The 17630-nt window shown below is 70.4% G+C and carries 13 protein-coding genes and 1 pseudogene; 5 read left to right on the top strand and 9 right to left on the bottom strand.

All coding sequences use genetic code 11. The features are described from left to right. The 3 genes from JHN63_RS30945 to JHN63_RS30955 all read right to left on the bottom strand — a co-directional run. A partial coding sequence (locus JHN63_RS30945) for an acetyl-CoA C-acyltransferase (RefSeq protein WP_200686826.1) occupies window positions 1-1010 on the bottom strand: 1010 nt, incomplete at its 3' end. A 26-nt stretch (window positions 1011-1036) separates the two neighbouring features. Then, entirely contained in the window at window positions 1037-1648 is a 612-nt protein-coding gene (locus JHN63_RS30950) for a TetR/AcrR family transcriptional regulator (RefSeq protein WP_200686828.1), read from the bottom strand. 63 nt (window positions 1649-1711) lie between these two features. Then, on the bottom strand, window positions 1712-2500 hold the full coding sequence (locus tag JHN63_RS30955; protein ID WP_200686830.1) for an SDR family oxidoreductase: 789 nt from the start codon (window positions 2498-2500) through the stop codon (window positions 1712-1714). 62 nt (window positions 2501-2562) lie between these two features. On the opposite strand from JHN63_RS30955, the gene JHN63_RS30960 reads away from it, so the two are divergent. After that, entirely contained in the window at window positions 2563-3702 is a 1140-nt protein-coding gene (locus tag JHN63_RS30960) for an acyl-CoA dehydrogenase family protein (protein ID WP_200686832.1), read from the top strand. After that, entirely contained in the window at window positions 3702-4673 is a 972-nt protein-coding gene (locus JHN63_RS30965; protein WP_200686834.1) for an acyl-CoA dehydrogenase family protein, read from the top strand. The genes JHN63_RS30960 and JHN63_RS30965 overlap by 1 nt, the downstream gene beginning before the upstream one ends. On the opposite strand, the gene JHN63_RS30970 is transcribed toward JHN63_RS30965, so the two are convergent. From JHN63_RS30970 to JHN63_RS30980, 3 genes are read right to left on the bottom strand one after another with little or no spacing between them, the layout of a single operon-like run. Next, a complete protein-coding gene (locus JHN63_RS30970) occupies window positions 4648-6357 on the bottom strand; it encodes a cytochrome bc complex cytochrome b subunit (protein WP_234477983.1) in 1710 nt (569 codons plus the stop codon). The two genes, JHN63_RS30965 and JHN63_RS30970, sit on opposite strands and share 26 nt — an antisense overlap. A gap of 52 nt (window positions 6358-6409) precedes the next feature. Beyond that, window positions 6410-6982: a HutD family protein gene (locus JHN63_RS30975; RefSeq protein WP_200686836.1), complete on the bottom strand. Its 573-nt coding sequence runs from the start codon at window positions 6980-6982 to the stop codon at window positions 6410-6412. Then, entirely contained in the window at window positions 6979-7698 is a 720-nt protein-coding gene (locus tag JHN63_RS30980; protein ID WP_200686838.1) for a VWA domain-containing protein, read from the bottom strand. The genes JHN63_RS30975 and JHN63_RS30980 overlap by 4 nt, the downstream gene beginning before the upstream one ends. Window positions 7699-7813: 115 nt before the next feature. Between JHN63_RS30980 and JHN63_RS30985 the strand changes: the two genes are divergently transcribed. Next, window positions 7814-8650 (top strand): chitosanase, encoded by an 837-nt coding sequence (locus JHN63_RS30985; RefSeq protein WP_200686840.1) that lies wholly within the window; start codon window positions 7814-7816, stop codon window positions 8648-8650. A 275-nt stretch (window positions 8651-8925) separates the two neighbouring features. Here the strand turns inward: JHN63_RS30985 and JHN63_RS30990 are convergent, their stop codons facing one another. From JHN63_RS30990 to JHN63_RS31000, 3 genes are all read right to left on the bottom strand, one after another. Continuing rightward, window positions 8926-10389, bottom strand: coding sequence for a glutamate synthase subunit beta (locus JHN63_RS30990; RefSeq protein WP_200686842.1), 1464 nt, complete (start codon window positions 10387-10389; stop codon window positions 8926-8928). Next, window positions 10382-14977 carry a glutamate synthase large subunit gene (gene gltB, locus JHN63_RS30995; protein ID WP_200686844.1) on the bottom strand — a complete coding sequence of 1532 codons (4596 nt, stop codon included), beginning with the start codon at window positions 14975-14977 and terminating at the stop codon, window positions 10382-10384. Before gltB ends, JHN63_RS30990 begins: the two co-directional genes overlap by 8 nt. Window positions 14978-15342: 365 nt before the next feature. Next, entirely contained in the window at window positions 15343-16074 is a 732-nt protein-coding gene (locus JHN63_RS31000) for a VIT1/CCC1 transporter family protein (protein WP_200686846.1), read from the bottom strand. Between the two features lie 282 nt (window positions 16075-16356). On the opposite strand from JHN63_RS31000, the gene JHN63_RS31005 reads away from it, so the two are divergent. Together JHN63_RS31005 and JHN63_RS31010 are read left to right on the top strand one after the other, a co-directional pair. After that, on the top strand, window positions 16357-17436 hold the full coding sequence (locus JHN63_RS31005; RefSeq protein WP_200686848.1) for an ADP-ribosylglycohydrolase family protein: 1080 nt from the start codon (window positions 16357-16359) through the stop codon (window positions 17434-17436). Next, window positions 17433-17630, top strand: a pseudogene (locus tag JHN63_RS31010) (hypothetical protein); the annotation flags it as partial. The gene JHN63_RS31005 and the pseudogene JHN63_RS31010, both read left to right, overlap by 4 nt.

Consider the following 17630-nt stretch of genomic DNA (forward strand, 5'->3'; position numbering starts at 1 on the left):
ATCGCGCCGCCGTTGACGTTGACCTTGTCGGGGTCGGCGCCGGTCTCCTTCAGCCAGGCGAGGACGACGGGGGCGAAGGCCTCGTTGATCTCGACGAGGTCGATGGCGTCGATGGTCAGGCCGGTCTTCTTCAGGGCGTGGGCGGTGGCCGGGATGGGCGCCGAGAGCATGCGGATCGGGTCCTCGCCGCGCACGGAGAGGTGGTGGATACGGGCGCGGGGCGTCAACCCGTGCTCGCGTACGGCCCGTTCGGAGGCGAGCAGCATCGCCGCCGCGCCGTCGGAGACCTGGGAGGAGCAGGCGGCGGTGATGGTGCCGCCGTCGACGACCGGTTTCAGGCCGGCCATCTTCTCCAGTGAGGTGTCCCGGCGCGGGCCTTCGTCGATCGCGACCGCGCCGTAGGCAACGGTCTCCCGTTCGAAGTGGCCCTCGTCGATGGCGCGCAGGGCCCGCCGGTGGGAGCGGAGGGCGAACTCCTCCTGGTCCTGCCTGCTGATCCCCCATTTCGCGGCGATCATCTCGGCGCCGGCGAACTGGTTCACCGGCTGTGTGCCGTACCGCGCGCGCCAGCCCTCGCTGCCCGCGAAGGGGCCGTCCGTGAGGCCGAGCGGTTCGGCGGCCTGGCGGGAGGCGAAGGCGATGGGGATGAGTGACATGTTCTGGACGCCGCCCGCGACGACCAGGTCCTGGGTGCCGGAGAGCACGCCCTGGGCCGCGAAGTGCACGGCCTGCTGCGAGGACCCGCACTGCCGGTCCACCGTCACGCCCGGCACCTCCTCGGGGAGCCCGGCGGCCAGCCAGGCGGTCCGCGCGATGTCCCCGGCCTGCGGCCCGACCGCGTCCAGGCACCCGAAGACGACGTCCTCGACGGCGGCGGGATCGATCCCCGCGCGCACCACCAGCGCCTTCAGCACATGCGCCCCGAGGTCGGCGGGATGCACCCCGCTGAGCCCTCCCCGGCGCCGCCCGACGGGCGTCCGTACCGCTTCGACGATGTAGGCCTCGGCCATGTCAACTCCCCATACAGACCAGTGAGTTACGTGCGTACGGCGATCCCGTCCAGGACCATCGACAGGTACTGCCGGGCGATCTCCTCCGCGCTGTGCTGTCCGCCCGGCCGGTACCAGGACGCGGCGACCCACACCGTGTCCCGGACGAACCGGTAGGTGAGCCGGACGTCGAGGTCGGCGCGGAAGACCCGGGCGGCGACCCCGCGCTCCAGCGTGGACAGCCATGCCTTCTCGAACTTGCGCTGCGACTCGGCGAGGAACGCGAACCGCTCCTGCACGACGAGTTGCCTGCTCTCCTTCTGGTAGATCGCGACGGCTGCGCGGTGCCGGTCGATCTCCCGGAACGACTCGGTGACCAGGGCTTCCAGCGTCTCGCGCGGCCCCGACTCGGCGTCCAGGACGGTGTCGTAGCCGCTCCACAGCTCGTCGAGGAAGGTCCGCAGGATCTCCTCCAGCATCGATTCCTTGGAGTCGAAGTGGTAGTAGAGGCTGCCCGCGAGCATGCCCGCGTGGTCGGCGATCTTCCGTACGGTCGTGGCGTTGTACCCCTGCTCGGCGAAGACCTCGGCCGCCGTGTCGAGGAGTTCACGACGGCGGGCCGGAGCGGCGGTCACCGGGGGTTTCTTCTTGGTCGGCACGGACCCATTGTCGTGCCCCGGCCCCGGCCTTCCGTGCGGCCCCTCGGCCACACGCTCGCGCGGCTACGCATGCTGGCTGCTCACGGAGACGACCTCGCCGGTCATGTACGAGGAGTAGTCCGAGGCCAGGAACACGATCACGTTGGCCACCTCCCAGGGCTCCGCGTACCGCCCGAAGGCCTCGCGCGCGGTGAGGTCCGCCAGCAGTTCGGGCGTCGTCACCTTCACGAGGTGCGGGTGCATGGCGAGGCTCGGCGAGACCGCGTTGATCCGCACCCCGTATGCGGCGGCCTCGATCGCAGCGCACCGGGTCAGGGCCATCACGCCCGCCTTGGCCGCCGCGTAGTGCGCCTGTCCGGCCTGGGCGCGCCAGCCGACGACGGAGGCGTTGTTGACGATCACGCCGCCGCCGGTCCCGCGCATCGCGCGCAGGGCGGCCCGGGTGCAGCGGAAGGTGCCGTTCAAGGTCACGTCCAGCACCTTCGACCACTGTTCGTCGGTCATGTCGACGAGGTCCGAAGTGCCGCCCAGGCCCGCGTTGTTGACGACGACGTCCAGTCGCCCGTGCGCGGCGACGGCCGCGTCGAACAGGGCCTGCACCTGTGCCTCGTCGGTGACGTCGCACGGCAGCGCACCCACGGCCTCGGCCCCGAACTCCCCGGCCAGCTCGGCCTCGTACTCCTTCAGCCGCCGCGTGTGCGCGTCGCTGATGAACACGCGGGCGCCCTCCTCAAGGAAGCGGCGCGCGGTGGCCCCGCCGATGCCCGCGCCGGCGGCTGCGGTGACGACGGCGGTGCGTCCCGTCAGCAGCCCGTGCCCGGGGACGTATGCCGGAGTCTCGACGCCTGTCATACGCTCACGCTAACCTACCAAACACTTGTTAGGGAAGGATTCCCGGGGAGGAACCGCCGTCGATGGACCTCGACTTCACGCCCGGCCAGGAGGCCTTCCGCGCCGAGGCCCGCGCCTGGCTGCGCGCGCATGTGCCGGCCTCTCCGCTCCCTTCCCTGGAGACCGAGGAGGGCTTCGCCGCGCACCGCGCCTGGGAGGCTCAACTGGCCACCGACCGTTGGTCGGTGGTGTCCTGGCCCGAGGAGTACGGCGGCCGGGGCGTGGATCTCGTACGGTGGCTGGTCTTCGAAGAGGAGTACTACGCGGCGGGCGCGCCGGGCCGGGTCGGTCAGAACGGCATCAATCTCCTCGCCCCGACCCTCTTCGACCACGGCACACGGGAGCAACGCGCGCGGGTACTGCCGGAGATGGCGACCGGTGCGGTGGTGTGGGCGCAGGCGTGGTCGGAGCCGGAGGCGGGTTCGGACCTGGCCTCACTCACCTCACGGGCGGTGCGCACGGGCGGGGGCTGGCTGCTGAGCGGACAGAAGACGTGGTCGTCGCGGGCGGCCTTCGCGGACCGTGCGTTCGGCCTGTTCCGCAGCGAGCCGGACACCCCCAGGCCCCAACAGGGCCTGACCTACCTGATGTTCGACCTCCGCTCCCCCGGCGTCACGGTCCGTCCGATCGGCCGCCTCGACGGCAAGCCCGCCTTCGCCGAACTCTTCCTGGACGACGTCTTCGTCCCCGACGAGGACGTGATCGGCGAGCCGGGCCAGGGCTGGCGGGTCGCCATGTCGACCGCGGGCAACGAACGCGGGCTCACCCTCCGCTCCCCCGGCCGCTTCCTCGCCGCCGCCGACCGCCTGGTCGACCTCTGGCGGGAGCAGGGCAGTTCGGAGGCGCTGCGCGACCGGGTGGCGGACGCGGTGATCGGCGCCCGCGCCTACCAGCTCTTCACCTACGCCAACGCCTCCCGCTTCCTCGACGGCGAGTCCATCGGCCCGGAGTCCAGCCTGAACAAGGTCTTCTGGTCCGAGTACGACATCGCCCTGCACGAGACGGCTCTCGAACTGCTGGGCTCCGACGGCGAGTCGGCGGACTCGGACTGGGCCGAGGGCTATGTGTTCTCCCTCGCGGGACCCATCTACGCCGGTACGAACGAGATCCAGCGCGACATCGTCGCCGAGCGGCTGCTCGGCCTGCCGAAGGGACGCCGCTGATGCGCTTCCTCCTCGACCCCGAACAGCGGGCGTTCGCCGACTCGTTGAACGCGATGCTGACGGCCGCGGACACGCCGTCGGTCGTACGGGAGTGGAGTCGTGGCGAGCATGCGCGGGGGCGTGCGTTGTGGCGCCGTGTCGCGGACGCCGGGGTGTTCGCGCTGGCGGTGCCCGAGGCGTACGAGGGACTCGGCCCCCGGCCGGTCGAACTCGCCGTGGCGTTCGTGGAGTTGGGGCGGCACGCGGTTCCGGGGCCGCTGGTGGAGACGGTCGCGGCGGCGGCGCTGCTGACCGAACCCGGGCTCGCCAAGCGCCTGTTGCCCACGCTGGCATCGGGCGAGGCACTGGCCACGGCGGCGCCCGCGGGAGCGTACGCGCTGGACGGTGACGTGGCGACGACCCGTCTGAGCTGGGACGGCGACGGGCTGCGGCTGGCTCCCGGACCCGACGGACCGGTACGCGCGTCCCTCGACCCGGCCCGTCGTCTCACCCGTCTCCTCCCCGGCGGTGAACTCCTCACCGCGGAGCCGCCGTTGGCGCACGCTCTCAGCTGGGCCCGGCTCGCCACCGCCGCGCAGGCGCTCGGTGTGGGGCTCGCGTTGCTCGACCGGACGGTGGCATACGTCAAGCAGCGCACCCAATTCGGTGTCGCGGTCGGCTCGTTCCAGGCCGTCAAGCATCAACTCGCGGACGCCAAGCTTGCGTTGGAGTTCGCGCGGCCCCTGGTCTTCGGCGCCGCGCTCACCATGACGGAGTCCGACGTGGCCGCCGCGAAGGTCACGGCGTGCGAGGCGGCGTACAAGGCGGCCCGGACGGCGCTGCAACTGCACGGGGCGATCGGCTACACCGCCGAGTACGACCTGTCGCTGTGGCTGACCAAGGCCCGTGCCCTGCACGGCGCTTGGGGCGACCCGGGTGAGTGCCGGGCCGCCGTGCTCGACGGGCTCAGTGGTGGTGGTCGCCGCTCGTGAGTTCCTTGTACTCCTCCGCCGTCGGCTTCGGGATGTGGGTCTCGGGCCCGAACATCGCCTTGGCGAGCCGGGCCCGCACCCGCTGCCCGCCCTTGACCTGCCGCTCGACACCGTTCGCGTCGACGAGCGGTCCGATCGCGTAGGGCGGTTCCTGCTCGTGCTGGGTGAGCCTGAACCGCTCGTCGGACGCGAGGGGTTCGTGGACCTCGATGTACTCGCCGTGCGGCAGCATCTTGATGAGGCCGGTTTCCCGGCCGTGCAACACCTTGTCCCGGTCCCGGCGTTGGAGCCCGAGGCAGACGCGTTTGGTGACCAGGAACGCGAGGACCGGCATGACGAAGAAGGAGATCCGCACGAACCAGGTGATCGCGTTGATGGAGAGATGCAGATGCGTGGCCACCACGTCGTTGCCGCCGCCGATCAGCAGCACCCCGTACAGGCTGAGCCAGGCCACCCCGAGTCCGGTGCGCACGGGCATGTTGCGCGGCCGGTCCAGGATGTGGTGTTCGCGTTTGTCGCCGGTGATCCAGGCCTCGATGAACGGGTAGACGCCGAGGGCGATCAGGATCAGCGGGAAGAGCGTGAAGGGGATGAAGACGCCCAACTCCAGTGTGTGGCCCCAGGCGTTGATCTCCCATCCCGGCATCACCCGGACCAGTCCCTCGGAGAAGCCGAGATACCAGTCGGGCTGGGCGCCGGTCGTCACCAGGTCCGGCCGGTACGGTCCGAAGGCCCACACGGGGTTGATGCTGGCGATCCCGCCCATGATCGCGAGGACGCCGAAGACGAGGAAGAAGAAGCCGCCCGCCTTGGCGGTGTAGACGGGCAGGAACGGGCTGCCGACCACGCTCTTCTCGTCGCGTCCGGCGCCGGGGTACTGCGTGTGCTTGTGGTAGAAGACCAGGATCAGGTGCGCGACCACCAGGCCCAGCATGATGCCCGGCAGCAGCAGGACATGGATCGGGAAGAGCCGCGAGATGATGTCGTGCCCCGGGAACTCCCCGCCGAACAGGAACATCGACATGTAGGTGCCGACGATCGGCACGGACAGCATCGCGCCGTCCGCGAAGCGGATGCCGGTGCCGGACAGCAGGTCGTCGGGGAGCGAGTAGCCGGTCAGCCCGGTGAGGATGCCGAGGAACAACAGGGTCCAGCCGAACACCCAGTTCATCTCGCGCGGCTTGCGGAACGCGCCGGTGAAGAACACCCGCATCATGTGGATGAGCATGCCCGCGATGAAGACGACGGCCGCCCAGTGGTGGATCTGCCGGATCAGCAGCCCGCCGCGCACGTCGAAGCTGATGTCGAGCGTGGACTCGAAGGCCCTGGTCATCGGGATGCCGTTCAACGGCGTGTACGAACCGTGGTAGATGACCTCGACGCCGCTCGGCTCGAAGAACAGGGTGAGGTAGATGCCGGTGAGGATCAGGACGAGGAAGCTGTAGAGGCAGATCTCGCCCAGCATGAAGGACCAGTGGTCCGGGAAGACCTTGCGCATGTTGGACTTGGCGATCGCGTAGAGCCCGAGGCGTCCGTCCGCCCAGTCGGCGAGCTTCTCCCCTTTGCCGGCCTCGGGGCGCCGCCCGGCGTCCACCGACCCGTTGGCCGAACGGCCACCGTTCACCGAGCCGTTCACCGAACGTGCGGGATCCGCCGCTCCGTTCACCGATCGTGCGCCGTCCATGCGTGGGCCGCCCTCCCCGTCGGTTCACCGACAGGGTGCCACGGTGGACCGGTTAAGCCAACGGTGCGTCAGCAGCCGGTACCGGCCCGCCGATCCCGATCACCGCCGTTCGGCCGTACGCGTGCAGCAGCGCCTCCGTACCGCCCAACTGGACGGCGTCGTACGGCTGGAGGGTCACTCCGGCCACCTCGGCGGTCCCGTCCAGCGCCACCACCAGGGCATCGGCCCCCACCCGCAGCCGCCCGCGCACGACGGCCACCGTGGGGGTCGTGGCACCGGCTGCCCTGCGCCACATCACGTTGAGGTTGACGACGGGGCCGTCCAGCAGTCGGCAGTCGGTCGGTACGTCGCCTCTGAAGTCCCGTGGGACGTAAGGGGTGTCGACGAGGTGCCGGGTGCCGTCGACGGTGAGGTCCATGCCCGCGCCCTCGACGAGGGTGAGGGTCCGGTCGACGTCGGGAAAGGCCGAGAACGGCCCGTCCGCCGCGACCTCGGCGAGGCTCACCCGCCAGGCGAAGTCGTCCATGCCGGCGCCCTCGGGCCAGGCGGCGATCTCCCGGGTCACACCGCCACCGTTCTTCCAGGGCACGGGAGTTCGGGACGCGGCGGGCAGGGAGCGGGTCACTGGACGATCCCCCGCTCACGCGCCGCCGACAGCCACTGCGGGAACTCGCCCACCAGCCGGTCGTAGAGCTCCGTGTCGGACATCCTCAGCGGGTCCGAACCGGCGTGGAAGAAGCCCGCGTTGTCGACCGCCCGCTGCCGCGGCACCGCCAACTCGTCCAGTCTGCGCAGGAATTCGAACTGCTTGCTCTTCGCGTCGCCGAACCCGACGAACTGCCAGAACAGCGGGAGCTTCGCCGCCTTGCACACATACCGTTCCGCGGCGAGCTTGTTGATCGGGCCGCCGTCGGTCTGGAAGACGACGAGGGCGGGGTCCTTGGCGCCGCTGTCGAGGTAGTGGTCGATGACGGCGTCCATGGCGAGGTGGTAGCTGGTCTTGCCCATGTGCCCGAGTCCGGCGACGATCCGCTCGATCCGCCCCTGATGGCTGTCGAGGGCGATGTCAGTGACGGCGTCGACGTCGGTCGAGAAGAAGACGACCGGCACGGTCCCGTCGTCGTCCAGGTGCGCGGACAGGCCCAACACCCGGTCGGCGAGCGCCTGCACGCTGCCGTCCTTGTAGTACGGCTTCATGGAGCCCGAGTAGTCGACCACCAGATAGACGGCGGCCCGCTGCCCGTCCAGGCCGTGTTCGCGGAGCGAGACCCCGGCGCTCTTGTACAGGCTGACCAGCGCGGGCGCGGTCTCCTCGACCTTGCTGAGCGAGATCGCGGCCACAGGGGCTCCCTTCGGATCACGGCGAAAGGACCGAGATTACGCCACGGAGGTCCGGCGAGCACATTGTCCCCCCAACCCCCGGAATAACGGACGTAACCGCCCCTACGCTGGCCCCATGAAACGCGCCGGCGTCCTGATGCTCGCCGCCGTACCCGTCGTCCTCGCCGCGACGGCCTACGGCTCCTCACCCACGGCCCACGACGACCCTCGGCCCGGACACCCGTCCGCCGCCGCGCAACGCAGAGCAGCCCAGGGTCTGGCCGCGCCGGCCATGAAGAACCTCGCGCAGAAGCTTGTCGCCAGCGCCGAGAACTCGACCCTCAACTGGCGCAGCGCGTACGGGTATGTGCAGGACATCGGCGACGGCCAGGGCTACACGGCGGGCATCATCGGCTTCTGCACCGGCACCCACGACCTGCTCGTCCTGGTCGAGCGCTACACAGCCGCCCACCCCGACAACGGGCTCGCCCGCTACCTCCCCGCCCTGCGCAGGGTCGACGGCACGGACTCCCACCAGGGCCTGGACCCCGGCTTCCCGGCCGCCTGGCGCGCCGAGGCGAAGGTGCCCGCCTTCCAGGCGGCGCAGGACGCGGAGCGCGACCGCATCTACTTCGACCCGGCGGTCAGCACCGCCAAGCGCGACGGCCTGGGCCCGCTGGGCCAGTTCATCTACTACGACGCGATGGTCTTCCACGGCCCGGGCACGGACGGCTTCTACGGCATCCGGGAGCGCGCGACGCAACGGGCCGAGCCCCCGGCCCAGGGCGGCTCCGAGGAGGCCTACTTGAACGCCTTCCTCGATGTCCGGCGCGCCACGATGCGGGCCAAGCATCCCGGCATCGACACCTCCCGTATCGACACGGCCCAGCGGAAGTTCCTGGAGGAGGGGAACCTGAGCCTGCGGACGCCGTTGGTGTGGAAGGTGTACGGGGAGACGTACAAGGTGCCGTAAGAGTCCGGGACTTGAGCCTGGACATGCGGCGGCGCCTGCCCACGTCCGGTCGGGGACAAGGCAGGCGCCGACCCCTTTTCAACGCCTTCCTCGCACTGCTCGGCCGCAAGGGGCCTCCCAGCTTCGCAAGGCTGCGCCGGACTCCGTCCGTCGGGTGCTCGGACGCACCACGGCGCCTGCCGGTCCGGTCGGGGACTGAGCAGGCGCCGCGCTCTGTTCCGCACGCCATTGTGCGGGACGTCTGTGGAGGGGATTCCCCTCGTTATTTGGTGCCGTCAGACCATCAACGCACGGTCCGTCGGCCGGATCGGTGCCGGCAGTTCGCTGGCGCCGGTGAGGAAGCGGTCGACTCCGCGCGCGGCCGAGCGGCCCTCGGCGATCGCCCAGACGATGAGGGACTGGCCGCGGCCCGCGTCACCGGCGACGAAGACGCCGGGGACGTTGGTCTGGAAGTCGGCGTCGCGGGCGATGTTGCCGCGCTCGTCGAGGCCCAGGGCGAACTGCTCGACCAGGCCGTTCTCGCGGTCCGGGCCGGTGAACCCCATGGCCAGCGTGACCAGTTGGGCGGGGATCCGGCGCTCGGTGCCCGGCTTCTGGGTCAGCTTGCCCTCGACGAACTCGACCTCGACGAGGTGCAGCCACTGGACGTTGCCGTCCTCGTCGCCCTCGAAGTGGGTGGTGTTGACGGAGTAGACCCGCTCACCGCCCTCCTCGTGCGCGGAGGTCACCTTGTAGAGCATCGGGAAGGTCGGCCAGGGCTGCGCGACCGGGTTCCGCTCGTCGCCGGGGCGCGGCATGATCTCCAACTGCGTGACGGACGCGGCCCCTTGGCGGTGCGCCGTACCGACGCAGTCCGCGCCGGTGTCGCCGCCGCCGATGACGACGACGTGCTTGCCCTCGGCCGAGATCGGGGCGGTGACGTAGTCGCCCTCCTGGACCTTGTTGGAGAGGGGCAGGTACTCCATCGCCTGGTAGACGCCGGTCAACTCCCGTCCGGGGACGGGGAGATCACGCGCGGTGGTGGAGCCGGCGGCGATGACGACCGCGTCGTAGCGCTTGCGCAGGTCGGTGGCCTTGAGGTCGCGGCCGATCTCGATGCCGGTGCGGAAGCGGGTGCCCTCCGCGCGCATCTGCTCGATACGGCGGTTGATGTGCCGCTTCTCCATCTTGAACTCGGGGATGCCGTAGCGCAGGAGGCCGCCGATGCGGTCCGCGCGCTCGTACACCGCGACCGTGTGGCCCGCCCGCGTGAGCTGCTGGGCGGCGGCGAGGCCCGCCGGGCCCGAGCCGATGACCGCGACGGTCTTGCCGGAGAGGCGCTCCGGGGCCTGCGGGGCGACGTCGCCCGTCTCCCAGGCCTTGTCGATGATGGAGACCTCGACGTTCTTGATGGTGACCGGCGGCTGGTTGATGCCCAGCACGCACGCCGACTCGCAGGGAGCCGGGCACAACCGCCCGGTGAACTCGGGGAAGTTGTTCGTCGCGTGCAGACGCTCGGAGGCGGCCGTCCAGTCCTCGCGGTAGGCGTAGTCGTTCCACTCGGGGATCAGGTTCCCCAGCGGACAGCCGTTGTGGCAGAACGGGATGCCGCAGTCCATGCACCGGCCGGCCTGCTTGCCGATGATCGGCAGCAGCGAACCGGGGACGTAGACCTCGTTCCAGTCCTTCAACCGGACGTCCACGGGGCGGGACTTGGCGACCTCGCGCCCGTGGTTCAGAAAGCCCTTCGGGTCAGCCATTGATCGCCGCCTCCATCATCTTCTCGGTGATCTCGGTCTCGGAGAGACCCGCTCGCTCGGCGGCGTCCTTGGCGGCGAGCACTGCCTTGTAGGCACTGGGGATGATCTTGCTGAAGCGGTCCACGGAGACGGGCCACTCGGCGAGCAGCTTCTCGGCGACCGTGGAACCGGTCTCCTCGGCGTGGCGGCGCACCACGTCGTGCAGCCACTGCTTGTCGTCCTCGTCCAACTCCTGGACGGCGCCCGCGTTTCCGACGTTCACGTTGTCGGGGTTCAGGTCGATGACGTAGGCGATGCCGCCGGACATGCCCGCCGCGAAGTTGCGGCCGGTCTCGCCGAGCACGACCGCCCGGCCGCCGGTCATGTACTCGCAGCCATGGTCGCCCACGCCCTCGGAGACCACCGTGGCACCGGAGTTGCGGACACAGAACCGCTCACCGGTCCGGCCGCGCAGGAACAGCTCGCCGCCGGTCGCGCCGTACGCGATGGTGTTGCCCGCGATGGTGGAGAACTCGGCGAGGTGGTCGGCGCCCCGGTCGGGGCGGACGATGACCCGGCCGCCCGAAAGGCCCTTGCCCACATAGTCGTTGGCGTCGCCCTCCAGGCGCAGCGTGACACCGCGCGGGAGGAAGGCACCGAAGGACTGGCCCGCGCTGCCCGTGAAGGTGATGTCGATGGTGTCGTCGGGCAGGCCCGCCCCGCCGAACTTCTTCGTCACCTCGTGGCCGAGCATCGTGCCGACCGTGCGGTTGATGTTGCGGATCGCGACCTGCGCGCGGACCGGCTGGGCGTCGGTGGCGCTGGACGCGGCGAGGGCGTCGGCGGCGAGCTTGATCAGCTCGTTGTCGAGCGCCTTCTGCAGACCGTGGTCCTGCTGGATGACCTGGTGGAGGGCTGCGCCCTCGGGGAGTTCGGGAACGTAGAAGAGGGGGGCCAGGTCGAGGCCCTGTGCCTTCCAGTGGTCGACGGCGCGCTCGACGTCGAGCGTGCCGGCCTGGCCGACGGCTTCCTCGATGGTGCGGAAGCCCAGCTCGGCGAGGATCTCGCGGACCTCTTCGGCGATGAACTGGAAGAAGTTCACGACGTATTCGGCCTTGCCGGCGAACCGGTCGCGCAGCACCGGGTTCTGGGTGGCGATGCCGACCGGGCAGGTGTCGAGGTGGCAGACGCGCATCATGACGCAGCCGGAGACGACGAGCGGCGCGGTCGCGAAACCGAACTCCTCGGCGCCGAGCAGCGCGGCGATGACGACGTCACGGCCGGTCTTGAGCTGACCGTCGGTCTGGACGACGATCCGGTCGCGAAGTCCGTTGAGCAGCAAGGTCTGTTGGGTCTCGGCGAGGCCCAACTCCCAAGGCCCACCGGCGTGCTTGAGCGACGTGAGCGGCGAGGCGCCCGTACCGCCGTCGTGGCCGGAGATGAGGACGACGTCCGCGTGCGCCTTGGAGACACCCGCGGCGACCGTGCCGACACCGACCTCCGAGACCAGCTTGACGTGGATCCGCGCCTGCGGGTTCGCGTTCTTCAGGTCGTGGATGAGCTGGGCGAGGTCCTCGATGGAGTAGATGTCGTGGTGCGGCGGCGGGGAGATCAGACCGACACCGGGGGTCGAGTGACGCGTCTTCGCGACCCACGGGTAGACCTTGTGGCCGGGCAGCTGCCCGCCCTCGCCGGGCTTGGCGCCCTGGGCCATCTTGATCTGGATGTCGTCCGCGTTGACCAGGTACTCGGAGGTGACGCCGAAGCGGCCGGAGGCGACCTGCTTGATGGCGCTGCGCCGGGCCGGGTCGTAGAGCCGGTCCGCGTCCTCGCCGCCCTCACCGGTGTTGGACTTGGCGCCCAGCTGGTTCATGGCGATGGCGAGCGTCTCGTGCGCCTCCAGGGAGATGGAGCCGTACGACATGGCGCCGGTGGAGAAGCGCTTGACGATCTCGGAGACGGGCTCGACCTCGTCGATAGAGATCGAGGGCCGGTCCGACTTGAAGCCGAAGAGGCCGCGCAGGGTCATCAGCCGCTCGGACTGCTCGTTCACGCGGTCCGTGTACTTCTTGAAGATGTCGTAGCGGTTGGTGCGCGTGGAGTGCTGGAGGCGGAAGACCGTCTCCGGGTCGAACAGGTGCGGTTCGCCCTCGCGGCGCCACTGGTACTCGCCGCCTATGTCGAGGGCGCGGTGCGCGGGCGCGATGCCGCTCGCCGGGTACGCCTTGGCGTGGCGGGCGGCGACCTCCTTGGCGATGACGTCGATGCCGACGCCGCCGATCTTGGTGGCCGTACCGCTGAAGTAGCTGTTGACGAACTGCTCGTCGAGGCCGACCGCTTCGAAGACCTGGGCGCCCCGGTAGGAGGCGACCGTCGAGATGCCCATCTTGGACATGACCTTGAGGACGCCCTTGCCGAGCGCGTAGATCAGGTTGCGGATGGCCTGCTCGGCCTCGATGTCGGTGAGGAAGGTGCCCGCGCGGACGAGGTCCTCGACGGACTCCATCGCCAGGTACGGGTTGACGGCCGCGGCGCCGAAGCCGATGAGCAGCGCGACGTGGTGGACCTCGCGGACGTCGCCGGCCTCCACCAGCAGGCCCACCTGGGTGCGCTGCTTGGTGCGGATGAGGTGGTGGTGGACGGCGGCGGTGAGCAGCAGCGAGGGGATCGGCGCGTGCTCGGCGTCGGAGTGCCGGTCCGAGAGGACGATCAGCCGGGCGCCGTTCTCGATCGCGGCGTCGGCCTCGGTGCAGATCTCGGCGAGGCGGGCCGCGAGGGCGTCGCCGCCGCCGGAGACCCGGTACAGGCCGGAGAGGGTCGCGGCCTTCATGCCGGGCATGTCGCCGTCGGCGTTGATGTGGATGAGCTTGGCCAGCTCGTCGTTGTCGATCACCGGGAAGGGCAGGGTGACGCTACGACAGGACGCGGCCGTCGGCTCCAGCAGGTTGCTCGCCGGGCCGAGCGACGAGCGCAGGGAGGTCACGAGCTCTTCCCTGATCGCGTCCAGCGGCGGGTTGGTGACCTGCGCGAACAGCTGGGTGAAGTAGTCGAAGAGCAGGCGCGGGCGGGCGGAGAGCGCGGCGATCGGCGAGTCGGTGCCCATCGAACCGATCGGCTCGGCACCGGCCTTGGCCATCGGCGCGAGGATGACGCGCAGCTCTTCCTCGGTGTAGCCGAAGGTCTGCTGGCGGCGGGTGACCGAGGCGTGCGTGTGCACGATGTGCTCACGCTCGGGCAGGTCGGACAGCTCGATCTCGCCGGCTTCGAGCCAGTCGGCGTACGGCTTCTCGGCGGCGAGGCCGGCCTTGATCTCGTCGTCCTCGATGATGCGGTGCTCGGCGGTGTCCACGAGGAACATGCGGCCGGGCTGGAGGCGGCCCTTGCGGACGACCTTCGCGGGGTCGATGTCGAGGACGCCGACCTCGGAGCCGAGGACGACGAGGCCCTCGTCGGTGACCCAGTAGCGGCCGGGGCGCAGGCCGTTGCGGTCGAGGACCGCGCCGACCTGGGTGCCGTCGGTGAAGGTGACACAGGCCGGGCCGTCCCAGGGCTCCATCATCGTGGCGTGGAACTGGTAGAAGGCGCGGCGGGCCGGGTCCATGGAGTCGTGGTTCTCCCACGCCTCCGGGATCATCATCAGCACGGAGTGCGGCAGCGACCGCCCGCCGAGGTGGAGGAGTTCGAGCACCTCGTCGAAGGACGCGGAGTCGGAGGCCTCGGGCGTGCAGATCGGGAAGATCCGGTCGATCTTGTCCTGGTCGCCGAAGAGGTCGGAGGCGATCTGGGACTCGCGGGCCGCCATCCAGTTGCGGTTGCCCTTGACCGTGTTGATCTCGCCGTTGTGCGCGACGAAGCGGTACGGGTGGGCGAGCGGCCACGACGGGAAGGTGTTCGTGGAGAACCGGGAGTGCACGAGCGAGATCGCGGAGGCGAAGCGCCGGTCGGACAGGTCCGGGAAGAAGGGCTCCAGCTGGCCGGTGGTCAGCATGCCCTTGTAGACGATGGTCCGCGCGGAGAGCGACGGGAAGTAGACACCGGCCTCCCGCTCGGCGCGCTTGCGCAGCGCGAAGGCCTTGCGGTCGAGGTCGATGCCCCGCGTCTCGCCGTCGCTCACGAAGACCTGCCGGAAGAGCGGCATGGTGGAGCGGGCGGTGGCGCCGAGGAGTTCGGGCGCGGTCGGAACCTCACGCCAGCCGAGGACGGTGAGGCCCTCTTCGGCGGCGACCGTCTCGATCTGTGAGACGGCGGTGTCCGCGCCGTCCGGGGGCAGGAAGGCGATGCCGACCGCGTATCCGCCGGCGGCGGGGAGGTCGAATCCGGCCACCTCACGGAAGAAGGCGTCCGGCACCTGGGACAGGATGCCCGCGCCGTCGCCCGAGTCGGGCTCGGCACCGGTCGCACCGCGGTGCTCCAGGTTGCGCAGCACCGTGAGCGCCTGCTCGACCAGCGCGTGGCTCGCCTCGCCGGTGAGGGTGGCCACGAAGCCGACGCCACAGGCGTCGTGCTCGTTGCGGGGGTCGTACATACCCTGCGCGGCAGGGCGAGCATCCATGAAGGACCACTTCTGGCCATTCGTGGGCTGCTGGGACGGCTGGCGCGGCGTACGCATCGGCTCTCCCGTCGTCGTCGTGGCATATGCATGGGCATAGGGACGACGTTGGCCCTCTGCGGGTAAGCGCAAAATTTCGTGCAGGTTACATGATGGAACGGTTCTCGGGAACCGGATACTCCGTTCCAACATGCGGACGCCGCGGGGTGGCGGCGGTGCACCGCACCAGCGGTGAAGATTAAGGGGACCAAAGCGGACAGATCGATGTCCGCCGGTCCAGGGCAGAGGGAGCGTCGTCGCCCATCCCGCGGGTGCGCCACAGGCGTCGTTGCCCATAGCGCTTACGGCTCATGCCCAGTGGTTAAGCGTTCGAAACCAGCGAGTAACGGCTACTTATGCGGACCACCGCATAAGTGCGCGTCGAGCTATCCTACGACCGTTCCGAACAAGGTGCCCAGGGCGTACGTCACACCGGCCGCCGCACCGCCCAGCGCGAGCTGCCGCAGCCCGCTGAACCACCAGGTCCGCGCGGTCACCCGGGCCACCACCGCACCGCACCCGAAGAGCCCGACCAGCGCGAGCAGCAGGGCGGGCCACAGCGCGGTCGCCCCGAGCAGGAACGGCAGCACGGGAAGCAGCGCGCCCAGCGCGAACGCGCCGAAGGACGACACGGCGGCGACGAGCGGCGAGGGCAGATCGGTCGGGTCGATCCCCAACTCCTCCCGGGCGTGTATCTCCAGGGCCTGCTCGGGATCGCGCGAGAGCTGCCGGGCGACCTCGCGGGCGAGCGCGGCCTCGACCCCGCGGCTCTCGTACAGCGCGGCGAGCTCCCCTTCCTCGTCCTCCGGGTGCTTGCGCAACTCCCGGCGCTCGACGTCGAGTTCGGCCTCGACCAGCTCGCGCTGGGAGGCGACGGAGGTGTACTCGCCGGCCGCCATGGAGAAGGCACCGGCGGCGAGCCCGGCCAGCCCGGTGATCACGACGGTCTGATGACTGACGGCACCGCCGACGACACCGGTCATCAGGGCGAGGTTGGAGACGAGACCGTCCATGGCGCCGAACACCGCGGGGCGCAGCCAGCCGCCGCTCACATCCCGGTGGGTGTGGTTGTCGCGGTGCGCCTCGTGGAGCGTCGCCTCGGTCTCGATGATGGCCATGCGGTGATCCCCCAGGGGCTAAGGTAAGGCTAAGTTTAGACACGTTCCACTCTTCGACAACACCGAACATACGCCTTTCATTTCATGCCCACCAGCAAGGAAAGGCTGGGCTAACCTGCGGGTTTACCCTCGAACGCTCATCCGAGCCGATAGCTCATCAGATGTCGACCGGGTGATGTTGCACTGGGTCAGGCCCTGCCGAAGGCCTCCCGTGGGAGACATCAGCAAAGGGTTCCGCGCCCTGAGGCGCCCTGAGGGAACCCCGTAGGAGAGGTCGCGCGTATGGCATCGATCGCCTGCATTCCCCCGGTCCCGGCGCCCAAGAACGCCTCCGAACTCCGCGAGCGGGCACGCGGCGCGCTGCTCGGCCTGGCGGTCGGGGACGCCCTGGGCGCACCGGCGGAGAACATGAAGCCGTCCGAGATCCGCGCCCGTTGGGGCCGTATCGAGGGATACGTGGCGGAGCACCCGGCGGGCACGGACGACACGGAGTACGCGATCTTCTCCGGCCTGCTCCTCGCCCGCCACGGATCGGCCCTGACCCCCTCCCATGTGGAGGCGGCCTGGCACGAGTGGATCGCGGACCGGGACGAGGGCCCGTTCCGGGGCGCGGGCTTCAGCGAACGCGGCACCCTGGAGAACCTCCGCCGGGGCCTGGCCGCCCCCATCTCCGCCCAGCACCGCCACGCCTGGAGCGACGGCCTGGCCATGCGCGCGGCCCCCTTCGGTGTCTTCGCGGCGGGCCGCCCGGCGGAGGCGGCCCGGCTGGTCGCGATCGACGGTTCGGTGAGCCACGACGGCGAGGGCATCTACGGCGGCCAGGCGGTCGCGGCGGGTGTGGCGGCGGCGATGGCGGGAGCGCCGACGATCGCGGTGGTCGCATCGGCCCTGGCGGTGGTCCCGGACGACTCCTGGACGGCCCGCTCCCTGCGCCGAGCGGTGGCGGTCGCCCACCGGGGCGAACGCGCGGTCCGCTCCGCGGTCGTCATCGGCGGCTACCCCTGGACCGACCTGGCCCCCGAGGCCGTCGCCCTCGCCTTCGGCGCGTACGCGGCGGCGGACGGCGACTTCGTCGAGTCGGTCCTCACGGCGGTCAACATGGGCCGCGACGCGGACACGACGGCGGCGGTGGCGGGCGCGCTGGCGGGAGCGACCCGGGGCGCCTCCTCCATCCCCACCGACTGGGCCTCGGCGATCGGCCCGGCACGGGGGAGCTGTCTGCCGGCGATGGCGGGCCACCATGTGCTGGACATCGCGGAGTTGTTGGTTCCGGGGGAGGGCGGCAAGTGGGGCGCGGGTGCCGTGCGGCGGGATCAACGGGAGTACGTACTGGCGGCGGACAAGGACGAGGTACAACCATGAACCCCCACCCCGACCGCCCGACCGCGGCCGACGCGAACACCCCGCAGTATCCGCTGGAACTCGCGGCCACCGCCGACGAGTTCACCGCAGAGGCGCCACCCGCACCCGACCTCGCACCGCACAAACCCCCGGCCACCGACAGCGAATTCGCCCCAGAGGCGCCATCCGCACCCGACCTCGCACCGCACAAACCC

Source organism: Streptomyces sp. MBT65, from assembly GCF_016612545.1.
In the GTDB taxonomy this organism is placed as follows: domain Bacteria; phylum Actinomycetota; class Actinomycetes; order Streptomycetales; family Streptomycetaceae; genus Streptomyces.

Excerpts from the sequence above, each read along its gene's own strand:
- JHN63_RS30955 (WP_200686830.1), bottom strand. The coding sequence starts at position 2,500 with ATGACAGGCGTCGAGACTCCGGCATACGTCCCCGGGCACGGGCTGCTG.
- JHN63_RS30960 (WP_200686832.1), top strand. The coding sequence starts at position 2,563 with ATGGACCTCGACTTCACGCCCGGCCAGGAGGCCTTCCGCGCCGAGGCC.
- JHN63_RS31005 (WP_200686848.1), top strand. The coding sequence starts at position 16,357 with ATGGCATCGATCGCCTGCATTCCCCCGGTCCCGGCGCCCAAGAACGCC.
- JHN63_RS30985 (WP_200686840.1), top strand. The coding sequence starts at position 7,814 with ATGAAACGCGCCGGCGTCCTGATGCTCGCCGCCGTACCCGTCGTCCTC.
- gltB (WP_200686844.1), bottom strand. The coding sequence starts at position 14,977 with ATGCGTACGCCGCGCCAGCCGTCCCAGCAGCCCACGAATGGCCAGAAG.
- JHN63_RS30990 (WP_200686842.1), bottom strand. The coding sequence starts at position 10,389 with ATGGCTGACCCGAAGGGCTTTCTGAACCACGGGCGCGAGGTCGCCAAG.
- JHN63_RS30965 (WP_200686834.1), top strand. The coding sequence starts at position 3,702 with ATGCGCTTCCTCCTCGACCCCGAACAGCGGGCGTTCGCCGACTCGTTG.
- JHN63_RS31000 (WP_200686846.1), bottom strand. The coding sequence starts at position 16,074 with ATGGCCATCATCGAGACCGAGGCGACGCTCCACGAGGCGCACCGCGAC.
- JHN63_RS30970 (WP_234477983.1), bottom strand. The coding sequence starts at position 6,357 with ATGGACGGCGCACGATCGGTGAACGGAGCGGCGGATCCCGCACGTTCG.